Origin of the sequence: Flavobacterium sp., assembly GCF_044339515.1 — a bacterium.
Classification (GTDB): Bacteria; Bacteroidota; Bacteroidia; order Flavobacteriales; family Flavobacteriaceae; genus Flavobacterium.
Genome location: NZ_JBIIVK010000046.1, coordinates 15,375 through 28,329, shown reverse-complemented (window position 1 = coordinate 28,329; position 12,955 = coordinate 15,375). Strand labels below are relative to the sequence as shown.

10 protein-coding genes and 1 pseudogene are annotated in these 12,955 nt (G+C 34.9%); 4 read left to right on the top strand and 7 right to left on the bottom strand.

Features of this window, described 5'->3' with window-relative positions; all coding sequences use genetic code 11:
• Positions 1–107, top strand: a pseudogene (locus tag ACIQ0M_RS12170) (IS1595 family transposase); the annotation flags it as partial.
• 354 nt (positions 108–461) lie between these two features.
• On the opposite strand, the gene groL reads toward ACIQ0M_RS12170, so the two are convergent.
• The 7 genes from groL to miaB form a co-directional block, all read right to left on the bottom strand.
• On the bottom strand, positions 462–2,093 hold the full coding sequence (gene groL / locus ACIQ0M_RS12165; protein WP_396152604.1) for a chaperonin GroEL: 1,632 nt from the start codon (positions 2,091–2,093) through the stop codon (positions 462–464).
• Positions 2,094–2,138: 45 nt separating this feature from the next.
• Positions 2,139–2,414, bottom strand: a complete 276-nt coding sequence (gene groES, locus ACIQ0M_RS12160; RefSeq protein WP_291092071.1) for a co-chaperone GroES — start codon at positions 2,412–2,414, stop codon at positions 2,139–2,141.
• Positions 2,415–2,569: 155 nt separating this feature from the next.
• Entirely contained in the window at positions 2,570–2,926 is a 357-nt protein-coding gene (gene secG, locus ACIQ0M_RS12155; protein ID WP_396152602.1) for a preprotein translocase subunit SecG, read from the bottom strand.
• 1 nt (position 2,927) lies between these two features.
• Complete coding sequence (locus tag ACIQ0M_RS12150) at positions 2,928–4,061, bottom strand: tetratricopeptide repeat protein (protein ID WP_396152600.1); 1,134 nt, start codon at positions 4,059–4,061, stop codon at positions 2,928–2,930.
• 83 nt (positions 4,062–4,144) lie between these two features.
• A complete protein-coding gene (locus ACIQ0M_RS12145; protein ID WP_396152598.1) occupies positions 4,145–4,651 on the bottom strand; it encodes an LptE family protein in 507 nt (168 codons plus the stop codon).
• A gap of 4 nt (positions 4,652–4,655) precedes the next feature.
• Positions 4,656–5,918, bottom strand: a complete 1,263-nt coding sequence (locus ACIQ0M_RS12140) for a sigma-54 interaction domain-containing protein (protein ID WP_396152596.1) — start codon at positions 5,916–5,918, stop codon at positions 4,656–4,658.
• Positions 5,919–5,991: 73 nt separating this feature from the next.
• Complete coding sequence (miaB, locus tag ACIQ0M_RS12135; RefSeq protein WP_396152594.1) at positions 5,992–7,440, bottom strand: tRNA (N6-isopentenyl adenosine(37)-C2)-methylthiotransferase MiaB; 1,449 nt, start codon at positions 7,438–7,440, stop codon at positions 5,992–5,994.
• A gap of 177 nt (positions 7,441–7,617) precedes the next feature.
• Here miaB and topA point away from each other — a divergent pair, with 177 nt between their 5' ends.
• The 3 genes from topA to gldK all read left to right on the top strand — a co-directional run bounded on the left by topA (position 7,618) and on the right by gldK (position 12,892).
• Positions 7,618–10,134, top strand: coding sequence for a type I DNA topoisomerase (topA, locus tag ACIQ0M_RS12130; protein WP_396152592.1), 2,517 nt, complete (start codon positions 7,618–7,620; stop codon positions 10,132–10,134).
• A gap of 3 nt (positions 10,135–10,137) precedes the next feature.
• Positions 10,138–11,286: a formimidoylglutamase gene (locus tag ACIQ0M_RS12125; protein WP_396152590.1), complete on the top strand. Its 1,149-nt coding sequence runs from the start codon at positions 10,138–10,140 to the stop codon at positions 11,284–11,286.
• A 205-nt stretch (positions 11,287–11,491) separates the two neighbouring features.
• On the top strand, positions 11,492–12,892 hold the full coding sequence (gene gldK / locus ACIQ0M_RS12120) for a gliding motility lipoprotein GldK (RefSeq protein WP_396152587.1): 1,401 nt from the start codon (positions 11,492–11,494) through the stop codon (positions 12,890–12,892).
• Positions 12,893–12,955 lie beyond the last annotated feature (63 nt).

Below are 12,955 nucleotides of genomic sequence, written 5' to 3'. Positions count from 1 at the left end.
AATATTTACAATTATACCTAAATGAGTTCGTTTACAAGCTTAATAGACGGTATTTTGAAGAAAAATTATTCGACAGGCTAGTGATAGCAAGCATTACAGGGTTATGACTAATAACGGACAATCAATATTTTTTTATATTTGTAGATAAAGTAATTAATTCATTTGTGGTAAATTGGAACTTATTTCTCGTTTCGGAGAGTAAGTCAAACAACGCATTACAACTTTTAGTAAAATTTTCTGCAAAAAATTTGTTTTTTTCTGACTTTAATTCATCTTTAAGTTTATGATTTCTTTGAATAAAATATCCAGTAACAGCAATCAAAAGCGTATTCGAAAAATTGTTTTTTATAAATTCCCAGACTTCTATTAAAAATACCATTAGCATATGATTTAAAATCAAATATAAATAAAATCCGTTAGAAATAATAACTAACGGATTTTTAATTTTAACATATGGAAGATTACATCATCCCTGGCATTCCGCCTCCCATTGGCATTCCGCCTCCGGCATTTTCTTCTTTAATTTCAACCAAAGCACATTCAGTAGTTAAAATCATTCCGGCAACCGAAGCGGCATTTTCTAAAGCTACACGAGTTACTTTTTTCGGGTCTATGATACCTGCTTTTAGCATATCAACATATTCATCTGTTTTAGCATTATATCCAAAATCACCTTTTCCTTCGGCTACTTTTGCTACAACAACAGAACCTTCTAAACCGGCATTTTCAACAATGGTTCGCAATGGAGCTTCTACTGCACGGGAAACAATTTGAATTCCGGTTGCTTCATCTGCATTATCAGCTTTTAAAGTGGCTAAAACGTTTTTAGCTCTCAATAAAGCTACTCCGCCACCGGCAACAATTCCTTCTTCAACGGCTGCTCTGGTTGCGTGTAAAGCATCATCAACACGGTCTTTTTTCTCTTTCATTTCTACTTCAGATGCAGCACCCACATAAAGAACGGCAACACCTCCTGCTAATTTAGCCAAACGCTCTTGCAATTTCTCGCGGTCATAATCAGACGTTGTGGTTTCCATTTGAGCTTTGATCTGGTTCACTCTATTTTTAATCAAATCACCATTTCCTGCTCCGTTTACTATAGTTGTATTGTCTTTGTCGATAGAAACTTTTTCAGCTGTTCCTAACATTTCTAATGTTGCATTTTCTAAAGTATAACCACTTTCTTCTGCAATTACAGTTCCTCCGGTTAAGATGGCAATGTCTTCCAACATCGCTTTTCTTCTGTCACCAAAACCAGGTGCTTTTACAGCAGCAATTTTTAAGGCTCCACGTAATTTATTCACAACCAACGTTGAAAGAGCTTCTCCATCCACATCTTCAGCAATAATCAATAATGGTTTTCCGGATTGAGCTACCGGTTCTAAAACAGGTAACAATTCTTTTAAAGAAGAAACTTTTTTATCATATAATAAAATGAATGGATTTTCTAATTCTACATTCATTTTTTCAGGATTGGTCACAAAATAAGGCGATAAATAACCTCTGTCAAACTGCATTCCTTCTACCACATCCACATACGTATCTGTTCCTTTAGCTTCTTCAACAGTAATTACACCTTCTTTACCAACTTTTCCGAAAGCCGTTGCGATTAACTCGCCAATAACTTCATCATTATTCGCAGAAATTGAAGCTACTTGTTTGATTTTTTCAGTAGAACTTCCTACTTCTTTAGCTTGTTTACCTAAATCAGTAACAATCGCTTCTACCGCTTTGTCAATTCCTCTTTTTAAATCCATTGGGTTAGCTCCAGCAGCAACGTTTTTCAAACCTTCCTTAACGATGGCTTGAGCTAAAACTGTTGCCGTCGTTGTTCCGTCTCCTGCTAAATCATTGGTTTTTGAAGCAACTTCTTTTACCATTTGAGCACCCATATTTTCTAATGGATCTTTTAATTCAACTTCTTTGGCAACGGTTACACCATCTTTGGTTACTGTTGGTCCACCAAATGATTTACTGATAGTTACATTTCTACCTTTTGGTCCTAAAGTTACTTTTACTGCGTTTGCCAAGGCATCAACACCACGTTTTAAACCATCACGTGCTTCAATGTCGAATTTTATATCTTTTGCCATTTTTATAACTATTTAAATTTGTTTGTTGTTTTTAATTGAAACTTTTTATACAATTGCTAGAATATCATCCTCTCTCATGATGAGGTAATCTTTTCCATCCAATTTTAATTCGGTTCCGGCATATTTACCATATAAAACGGTATCGCCAACTTTTACGGTCATCGTATGGTCTTTTTTACCATTTCCAACTGCCACAACAATTCCTTTTTGTGGTTTTTCTTTGGCAGTGTCCGGAATAATAATTCCTGAGGCTGTAGTTGTTTCGGCTGCAGCCGGCTCCACTAAAACGCGGTCTGAAAGGGGTTTAATGTTTACTGACATAATTATTCTATAGTTTAATTAAATTAAGTTTGACGCTTTCTTTACAGACAGAAATTATGCCAATTGATTTAAACTGACATTTTTTCAGCATGATGCTTTCAAAAAAAAAGTCCCGAAGAAAATTCGGGACATTAATATTATATTCAAAAATATGATTATTCTGTTACCGGAGCAGTTTCTGCTGGAGCTGGAGTGGCTGCCGGTGCAGGAGCAGGAGTTTCAGCTGGAGCAGAAGTTTCTGTTTTGGCTTGAACAGCACTTTTATCAATTTTAATGCTATCATTATTGTCATTGAAAGCTAAACTTGAAAACATAATCAAAGCAATCAAAATGATACCCAATGTCCAAGTGCTTTTATCTAAAAAGTCAGTAGTTTTTTGAACTCCACCAATTTGTTGAGAGTTTCCAAAAGTAGAGGATAAACCGCCTCCTTTAGGGTTTTGAACCATGATAACTACAATAAGTAAAAAACAAACAATTGTTATAAGTACTAAAAAAACTGAAAATCCCATGCTATTGATTATTTTGTTGTAAAATTTTAATGTCTTTAATTCGGTCTGCAAAGAAAATACTTTTTTCCGGATATTTCAAAATTAATATTTCATAAGCTTGAATTGCTTTACTATATTTTTTTTGTTCTAAATAAACCCGAGCCAGCGTTTCGGTCATCAAATGTGTGGTATCACTTGTCTCTATTGGTTTTGAAGGCAAATCAACTAATTCTTTAGCCGGTGTTATTTTTGGATTCGCTTCGATAAACTTATCAATTATTTCTAATTTTTTTAGTTTATTATTGGTGTTTTCTTGCTTTTTTTCCTCTTTTTGAACTGAATTTTGAATTGAAAGTGTTTCTTTTTTCTCTTCAATTCGTTCAATGGGTTTAAAACTTGCCAATTGTAACCACTCTTGAAATGAATGTTTTTCGTTTTGTGAAAACGCAATTGGTTTTCCGATTTCAAGTTTTTCTTCTATTTCGGGAATTATTTCTTTATTTGAAGATTCAAAACTGTTTTGGTCGATGGAAATTGTTTCTTCATTATTTTCCTTTGAAATTTCTATTGAAATAGGTTCTTCTTCTTCTGTTTCTTCTTCAACTAATGATTCAGAAATTGTTTTTTCCTCAGCAGAAATAGTTATAACTTCATCAATTTCTGTCGGAACGATTTCAGTAAGAGTGATTTCTTCCGAAACTTCATCAATAACTGGAGTGTTTTCCAATCTCACAAAATCAATCTCAGAAGATTCAAATTCAACGGTTGGTTTAACCGGAATTGATGATACTTCAGGAGCATTAATTTCATCTGTTTTTTCTGAGACCAGTTCTTCTATGTGATGAATTTCGCTTTCTACCACTTCAATATCCATGAGTAAGGCTAACTTTTTCTCATAAATATCTTTTTCAATAATTGTAAATTCATCAGATGTAATAAAATCAAACAGAACACTTCTGTCAGCAGTGTGAGCAGCCGTTTGTTTTAATGCAAAATTGTATTTGTAGCTATCTTGATTATACAACCCTTTTAGATACAACGCCCGAGCACTTTGAAAATAAGGAAAACTTTCCACAACAGTTTCCAAAGCTTTGGCTTGCTTTTCATTCACCGCATTAGGGTTGTTGAGTAAGTATGTATATTCAGATAGGTTCAATTCAGTTGTCTATTGTTGGTTGTCTGACAAATTTATTCAAATTTATGGAAAATTAACATGGTAAACTTGCTAAACTACATATTCTACCATTTTGCTAGTGATGCATTAAAAATATCTTGCGTGATTCTTTCAAAAAGCTCCAATTTTGCGGCAGCTAACGTGGGACCAATCAATTGTTGCTCGGCCGGATAATCGTAGAAAAACGAAAATGATTTTTCAAAGTCATCTTCTTCTTTTTTGGTATTGGTAAATCGCACATTAACGGTCATGGTTACCCTATTTTGAGCCGTTCGTTGATCGGCAGTAGCAGTCATGGGTGAAATTCTGAAACCTGTAATTTCTCCTTCATAAATTAAGTCGGCACCGCTAGTGGTTAAATTCAAATTGGTTTGATTGACAATTAATTCTTGTAGAGCAATAGTAAAATCACGTTCAAGACCGGGTTCAATTAATTCCGCATTATTTTGAAAATAATTGACTTGAAACGTTTCTGCATCAATCTTTCCTGTTCCGGTGAAGTTGTAGTATTTACAACTATTAATGGAAATAATTGCTAGTATGAATAGACAGTATTTGATGATTTCTTTCATTATTTTATAAATCAAATTGTTTAATTTTTCGATATAAAGTGCGTTCCGAAATACCTAATTCATCTGCTGCTGCTTTGCGTTTTCCTTTGTTTCGGTCTAATGCTTTTTTAATGAGTTCGATTTCCTTAGCATCCAAACGCAATGTTTCTTCTTCTTCAACCGTTTCAGCAAAAAGATAGTTTTGATCGTCATCTTCTTCTTCAAACTCCTCTTGTTGTGAATTATTTTGGGATGGAATCACACTCATCCTTGGTTCTTCAAAAGCAATTTCAGTATCTTCTTTTTGACCGTAAATTTTCTGAATTAAATTTTTATTGGCTTCCTGTACTTTGGAACTGCCATTTTGCATTAATTCTAACGTGAGTTTTTTTAAATCATTCAAATCACTTTTCATGTCAAAAAGTACTTTGTATAAAATTTCACGTTCGTTGCTAAAATCGCTTTCCGCTTTTTTATCTTTTATGATTGCAGGAAGATTGGAACCTTCTTGCGGTAAATAAGCATATAATGTTTGGTAAGAAATGTTTCGATTGGTTTCTAAAACCGAAATTTGTTCTGCAATATTACGCAACTGACGTATGTTTCCGCTCCAGCGATATTTCAATAATAAATCAACCGCATTATCATCTAATCTGATGGGTGGCATTTTGTATTTCTGACTAAAATCGGCAGCGAATTTTCTGAACAATAAATGAATGTCATCTTTTCGTTCGCGTAAAGGTGGTAAGTTAATATCGACTGTGCTCAAACGATAATATAAATCTTCACGGAATTTTCCTTTTTCAATAGCGTCAAACATATTAACGTTGGTGGCCGCAACGATGCGAACATTCGTTTTTTGTACTTGAGATGAACCTACTTTAATGAACTCTCCATTTTCAAGAACACGTAGTAAACGAACTTGGGTAGTTAGCGGTAATTCGCCCACTTCGTCCAAAAAAATGGTTCCGCCATCGGCTACTTCAAAATAACCGTCACGTGCTCCGGTTGCACCGGTAAACGAACCTTTTTCATGACCAAACAATTCACTGTCAATTGTTCCTTCCGGAATGGCTCCACAATTTACAGCAATATATTTTCCATGCTTTCTATGTGAAAGCGAATGAATTATTTTCGGAATACTTTCTTTTCCCACACCACTTTCTCCGGTTACCAAAACCGAAATGTCGGTAGGAGCGACCTGAATGGCTTTTTCTATCGCACGATTGAGTTTCGGATCATTTCCGATGATTTCAAATCGTTGTTTTATGTTTTGAACGGATTCCATGATTTGTTTGAAGTTTCAATTTTCAGGTTTCAAGTTGAGGAATTAACCTGAAACTTGAAACCTGAAACAAAAATTATTGCATTATTTCTGAATATCCAACCGCTTCTCCAATCAAAGTGGCAGCAGTACAGTCGTTGATTTTTACCATCACAAAATCACCCACTTTGTAATTTTCTTTTGGAAAAACTACCACGGTGTTTTGCGAGTTTCTTCCGCTCCAATGTTCGTTAGAACGTTTTGATTCTTTTTCAATTAACACTTCCACCTCTTGACCTAAAAAGCGTTTGGTCCTCTCCAAACCTAATTTTTGCTGCAAGTCGATGATTTCATTTAATCGTCTTTTCTTTACTTCTTCCGGCACGTCATCAACCATTTTTCTTGCAGCTAATGTTCCGGGTCGTTCCGAATAGGCAAACATAAATCCGAAATCATATTTCACATATTCCATCAAACTCAAGGTGTCTTGATGGTCTTCTTCAGTTTCTGTTGGGAAACCGGAAATCATATCTTGAGAAAGCGAAATATCAGGAATGATTTCATATATTTTATCTACCAATGCCATGTATTCTTCTCGCGTATGTTGACGGTTCATTTCTTTCAAAATTCTTGTGCTGCCACTTTGTACAGGCAAATGAATATAGTTACAAATATTATGGTATTTAGCCATGATTTCAATTACTTCCACATGCATATCTTGCGGATTGGAAGTAGAAAAACGAAAACGCATTTTCGGAAATTGTAGGGCACACATTTCAAGCAATTGAGCAAAATCAACGGCTGTTGCTTTTTGCATTTCGGTGGCTTTGTCAAAATCTTTTTTCAAACCGCCGCCATACCATAAATAACTATCTACGTTTTGACCTAAAAGCGTTACCTCTTTGAAACCTCTATCGTATAAATCTTTTATTTCTTCCAAAATACTTTGGGGTTCACGACTTCTTTCGCGACCGCGAGTGAACGGAACCACACAAAACGTACACATGTTATCACATCCGCGTGTGATGGAAACAAATGCATTTACTCCATTGCTATTCAATCGAACCGGAGAAATATCACCATAAGTTTCTTCTTTAGATAAAATCACGTTGATGGCGTCGCGACCTTCTTCTACTTCTTTTAATAAGTTTGGGATGTCTTTGTAGGCATCTGGTCCTACAACCATATCTACAATTTTTTCTTCTTCTAAAAACTGACTTTTCAAACGCTCAGCCATACAACCCAAAACACCTACTTTCATAGTTGGATTGATTTTTTTTACGGCATTATATTTTTCCAAACGCTTGCGAACCGTTTGCTCTGCTTTGTCACGAATGGAACAGGTATTCACCAAAACCAAATCGGCTTCTTCCAAGTTTTGTGTGGTATTATACCCTTGCTCATGTAAAATAGAAGCTACAATTTCACTGTCCGAAAAATTCATCTGACAGCCATAACTTTCTATAAATAGCTTTTTTGTATTGCCTTCTTTTTGTGCTAAAACCAAGCTGGTTCCTTGCTTGTTTTCTTCTATGATCTTCTCCATAATCGATTTTATCTGAAATCAGTGTGCAAAGATAATACTAAAATTGAAAATATGACAAGATGGCAGTAGTTGTTTAACAAAATATTGGTTGAAATGAATGTTTATTTATTTGAATTTATTTTCCAAAAATCAATAATTAAAAAAAAACCATACTTTTGTTGCCAAACAAACATGTACATGGCAAAGAATTTAGTTATCGTTGAGTCACCGGCAAAAGCAAAAACCATCGAAAAATTTTTAGGAAGTGATTATCAGGTAGAGTCCAGTTATGGGCACATTGCTGACTTACCTTCCAAAGAAATCGGGGTGGACGTAGAAAATGATTTTAAACCAAAATATGAAGTTTCTTCGGATAAAAAAGCTTTGGTGAGCAAACTCAAAACGTTATCTAAAAATGCCGAAACGGTTTGGTTGGCGAGTGATGAAGACCGTGAGGGAGAAGCCATTTCTTGGCATTTAGCGGAAGAATTAAAATTAGACCCTAAAAAAACCAAACGAATTGTTTTTCATGAAATCACCAAGTCCGCCATTCAAAAAGCAATCGAAAATCCACGCGGAATTGACTATAATTTAGTAAATGCACAACAAGCCCGTAGAGTTTTAGACCGATTGGTAGGGTATGAATTATCTCCGGTATTATGGAAAAAAGTAAAAGGAGGTTTGTCTGCCGGACGTGTACAATCAGTTTCTGTTCGATTGATTGTAGAAAGAGAGAGAGAAATTCTGGATTTTAAAGCACAAGCCACCTATTCTGTAACAGCTGAATTTGCGAACGAAGCAGGAAAAACTTTTAAAGCCAAACTACCCAAGAATTTTTCAACAAAAAAAGAAGCAGAAGATTTTCTTCAAAAAAACATAGGTTCAATATATAAGGTAGCCGATTTAGAAACTAAACCAACTAAAAAATCTCCGGCAGCTCCGTTTACAACTTCTACATTGCAACAAGAAGCGGCTCGAAAATTATATCTTCCGGTGGGAATTACGATGCAAATTGCACAGCGATTGTATGAAGCGGGTCACATTACATATATGAGAACAGACAGTGTCAATCTTTCACAGGAAGCAATGGCGGCTGCTCAAGCTGAAATTACACATTCCTATGGAAAAGAATTCAGTAAGCCAAGAAATTTTACTAGTAAATCAAAAGGTGCTCAGGAAGCCCATGAGGCAATTCGTCCAACAGATATGTCAAAACACACCTTAAATATAGACAGAGATCAAGCACGATTATATGATTTGATTTGGAAAAGAACGTTGGCTTCTCAAATGAGTGATGCCGAATTGGAACGCACCAATGTAAAAATTGAAGCAAACAATCATAGCGAGCATTTTGCTGCGACCGGAGAAGTGATTAAATTTGAAGGTTTCTTAAAAGTTTATTTGGAAGGAAATGATGAAGATGATGAAGAACAAGATGGGATGTTGCCGGCTATGAAAATCAGCGAACGTTTGGCTAACAATTATATCACGGCTACCGAGCGTTTTTCAAGACCTGCAAGTCGATACACCGAAGCTTCTTTAGTGAAAAAATTAGAAGAATTAGGAATTGGAAGACCATCAACCTATGCACCAACCATTTCAACTATTATCAATAGAAATTATGTGGAAAAAGGAAGTTTTGAAGGACAAGAACGAAAATACAATCAATTAACTTTAAAAGGAAATGACGTTAAATCGGTGGTTTTAACTGAAAATGCAGGTTCTGACAAAGGGAAATTGGTTCCAACCGATATCGGAATTATCGTGAATGACTTTCTGGTAAAGAATTTTTCAACCATCTTAGATTATAATTTCACCGCCAAAGTTGAACAAGATTTTGATGAAATTGCCGAAGGAAACGAAGATTGGACAAAAATGATGCGAGATTTCTACAATCATTTTCATCCGATTGTAAAAAATGTAGAAGAAAATGCCGACAGAGAAAGTGGTGAACGTATTTTAGGGAAAGATCCGAAAACAGGAAAGCAGATTTCGGTTCGTTTAGGAAAATTTGGTCCAATGGCACAAATTGGAGATGTCGATGATGAAAATAAACAATTTGCCAGTTTAGGTACAGATCAGAATATTGGTACAATTACATTGGAAGAAGCTTTAAACTTGTTTTTATTGCCAAAAAATTTGGGGATATATAAAGGTGAAGAAGTAGAAGTGAACAATGGTCGATTCGGACCTTATGTTCGTTTTGGAAAAATATTTGTTTCTCTACCAAAAGGAGAAGATCCTTTGGATGTAACTATGGAAAGAGCAAAAGAACTCATAGATGAGAAAAACCAAGCCGATGCTCCAATAGGCGAATATGAAGGATTACCAATTCAAAAAGGAGTTGGTCGATTCGGACCTTTTATTAAGTGGAATGGTATGTTTATCAATGTGAGCAAGAAATACAATTTCGATAAATTATCACAATCTGATTTGAATGAATTGATTGAAGATAAACAACAAAAAGAGATTGATAAAGTCATTCACGATTGGAAGCCGGAAGGAATTAAGGTTGAAAAAGCAAGATGGGGACGTTCGATTATTACCAAAGGGAAAATTAAAATTGAATTGAACAAAGATGTTGATGCAGAAAAATTAACCCTAACTCAAGTGCAAGAATTGATAGAAAAGAAAGCTCCTGCAAAAAAAACTTCCCCTAAGAAAGCTTCCGCTAAGAAGGCAACCGCAAAAAAAGCAACGGTAAAAAAGAGATAATTTATGGCATTTGATTTTTTAGAACCTGTTGACTTTTCGGTTTTAGACTTTGTTAAAAACCTGAATACCCAAACAATCGGAAAAAAAACGGTTTTTCACACCCAAGAAGATTTTCCCGATTTAAATAAAATTAAAGTTGCTTTAATTGGTGCTTTAGATAATCGTGGAAGCATTGCCGGTGGAGAAGTTGATTTAAAGTTTATCCGCAATGAATTTTACGCCCTTTATCCTGGCAATTGGCATGCTACTATTGCTGATTTAGGGGATATTCCACAAGGAAATACCCAAGAAGATACTTATTATGCTTTAGCCAAGATTGTTGCTGAATTAATTAAGAAGCAAATTGTTCCAATCGTATTAGGTGGTTCTCAAGATTTGACCTATGCCATGTATCGTAGTTATGACAGTTTGGATCAAATGGTGAATTTAGTTACCATTGATAATAAGTTTGATTTTGGTAAGGACGAATCTCGAAACACGGAAGATTCGTACCTCTCCAAAATAATAATTAATGAACCCAACAACCTTTTTAATTATAGTAATTTAGGTTTTCAAACCTATTATAACTCACAAGAAGAGATAGATTTAATCGAGAAATTGTATTTTGATGCCTATCGTTTAGGGGAAGTAAGTTCTAATCTTTCATTGGCTGAGCCTGTTTTTAGAGATTCCGATATCGTTTCCGTAGATTTAACAGCCATAAAATCAGCTGATTCAGGAAATTTTGTTACTTTTACACCAAATGGATTTAATGGTAAAGAAATTTGTGCCTTAGCCCGGTATGCTGGTCTAAGTGATAAAGTTTCTTCATTTGGAATATTCAAACATAATAATTCAGCAAATGAAAGCGTTTTAATTGCTCAAATTATTTGGTATTTTTTAGAAGGATATAATTTCAGGTCGTTGGAATATCCAAATTTAAATCAGAACTTGTTTTTAAAATATATTGTACCGGTAGATGACATTGAGCTGATATTTTTTAAGAGCCCAAAAACAGAAAGATGGTGGATAGAAATACCATTTATTTCAAATGTTAATAATAAATTAAAAAAAAATACGTTATTGCCGTGTACACATGAAGATTATTTGCGAGCTTGCGACCAAGAAATTCCGGAGAGGTGGTGGAAAGCACAACGTAAAAATCTCTTATAACTAAAGGTTAAATCTTACAAAAAACATAAAAAGATGTATTTCGTCGACAAAATACGCATTTTATCGATATTTTTCTTTTTAGATTTAAAGATTATTTTTAGTTTTGACACAGAAAATAAATTTTACGATAAATAATTGCATTTTTAAAAAATTATAAATAGGTTTACGGCCTTAAAAATTCGAGTACATGATAACCCAAATTTATATGAAGAAGTTCATCGCATTTTCAACAATTTTAGTAACACTAGTAAGCTGTGGCTCTAGTGACAAGGGAGAACTTGTAGGAGTTCAAGGAAAAAAATGGCACCCTGAAAAGCCTTATGGTATGTCATTAATTCCTGGCGGAGCATTTATTATGGGTAAATCAGATGATGATTTAGCTAATGTGCAAGATGCACCAACTAAAACGGTAACAGTTCGTTCATTTTACATGGATGAAACTGAAATCACGAATAGTGAATACCGTCAGTTTGTTGAGTGGGTTAAAGATTCAACAATCTACATGAAGTTAGCAATATTAGCCGACGAGATGGGTCAAACTTCAACTGGAGGAGGTGGAAAAAAAGGAGGTGCTAGCATCGGCGACTATGCTTTTGCTGATGCTGATCCGGAGAAAATGACTCCATATGACAAATACATGTACGAAAACTACTATAGTGTTGGTACAGACGATGATGATTTTGCCGGACGAAAATTAAATAGAAAAGTCAAATTGATTACAGAAACTGCTAAATATCCTGATGAATATTATGTTGAGGTAATGGATTCAATGTATTTACCTGCTGCTGAGTCATACAATGGTCTTAGAACCATCGATGTTAATAAATTAGAATTCAGTTATACTTGGATGGATATTCAGGCGGCAGCAAAAGCTAAAACCGGAAAAAGATCACAATTTATTAAAAAAGAAAAAGTGAAGGTATATCCTGATACGACAGCTTGGATTAAAGATTTTGCTTATTCGTACAATGAGCCAATGCACAATGATTATTTTTGGCACCAAGCCTACAGCGATTATCCTGTGGTAGGTGTTAAATGGACACAGGCAAAAGCTTTCTGTGCTTGGAGAACACTAAATAAAAACTCATATAGAAAGAAAAAGAAACAAGAATTTGTAAATACTTTTCGTTTACCAACTGAAGCAGAATGGGAATACGCTGCCAGAGGTGGTCTTGAATCAGCGACATACCCATGGGGAAGTTTATATGCTAAAAATGACAGAGGTTGTTATTTAGCAAACTTCAAACCAAATCGTGGGGATTATGCTGCAGATGAGGCTCTTTACACTGTCGAGGCTAAATCTTACGAGCCAAACAATTATAACTTGTACAACATGGCTGGTAACGTTTCTGAATGGACAGATTCATCTTATGATGCTGCGGCTTATGAATATGTTTCAACAATGAACCCAACTGTAGGCGATTTGAAAAACAAACGTAAAGTTATTCGCGGAGGTTCATGGAAAGACGTAGCTTACTTCCTTCAAGTGAGTACCAGAGATTATGAATATGCAGATTCTGCAAGAAGTTACATTGGATTCAGAACTGTTCAAGATTACATGGGAACTCAAACTACCGGAAACAGAAGAACCGGAAGAGCAAAATAAAACAACAAATCAAAATTTAAACCAACTTTATATTAATTAACTTAACTAACTAAAATTTTTTAT

Coding starts and splice junctions, on each gene's coding strand:
- groL (WP_396152604.1), bottom strand. CDS start 2,093: ATGGCAAAAGATATAAAATTCGACATTGAAGCACGTGATGGTTTAAAA.
- groES (WP_291092071.1), bottom strand. CDS start 2,414: ATGTCAGTAAACATTAAACCCCTTTCAGACCGCGTTTTAGTGGAGCCG.
- secG (WP_396152602.1), bottom strand. CDS start 2,926: ATGGGATTTTCAGTTTTTTTAGTACTTATAACAATTGTTTGTTTTTTA.
- ACIQ0M_RS12145 (WP_396152598.1), bottom strand. CDS start 4,651: ATGAAAGAAATCATCAAATACTGTCTATTCATACTAGCAATTATTTCC.
- ACIQ0M_RS12140 (WP_396152596.1), bottom strand. CDS start 5,918: ATGGAATCCGTTCAAAACATAAAACAACGATTTGAAATCATCGGAAAT.
- miaB (WP_396152594.1), bottom strand. CDS start 7,440: ATGGAGAAGATCATAGAAGAAAACAAGCAAGGAACCAGCTTGGTTTTA.
- topA (WP_396152592.1), top strand. CDS start 7,618: ATGGCAAAGAATTTAGTTATCGTTGAGTCACCGGCAAAAGCAAAAACC.
- ACIQ0M_RS12125 (WP_396152590.1), top strand. CDS start 10,138: ATGGCATTTGATTTTTTAGAACCTGTTGACTTTTCGGTTTTAGACTTT.
- gldK (WP_396152587.1), top strand. CDS start 11,492: ATGAAGAAGTTCATCGCATTTTCAACAATTTTAGTAACACTAGTAAGC.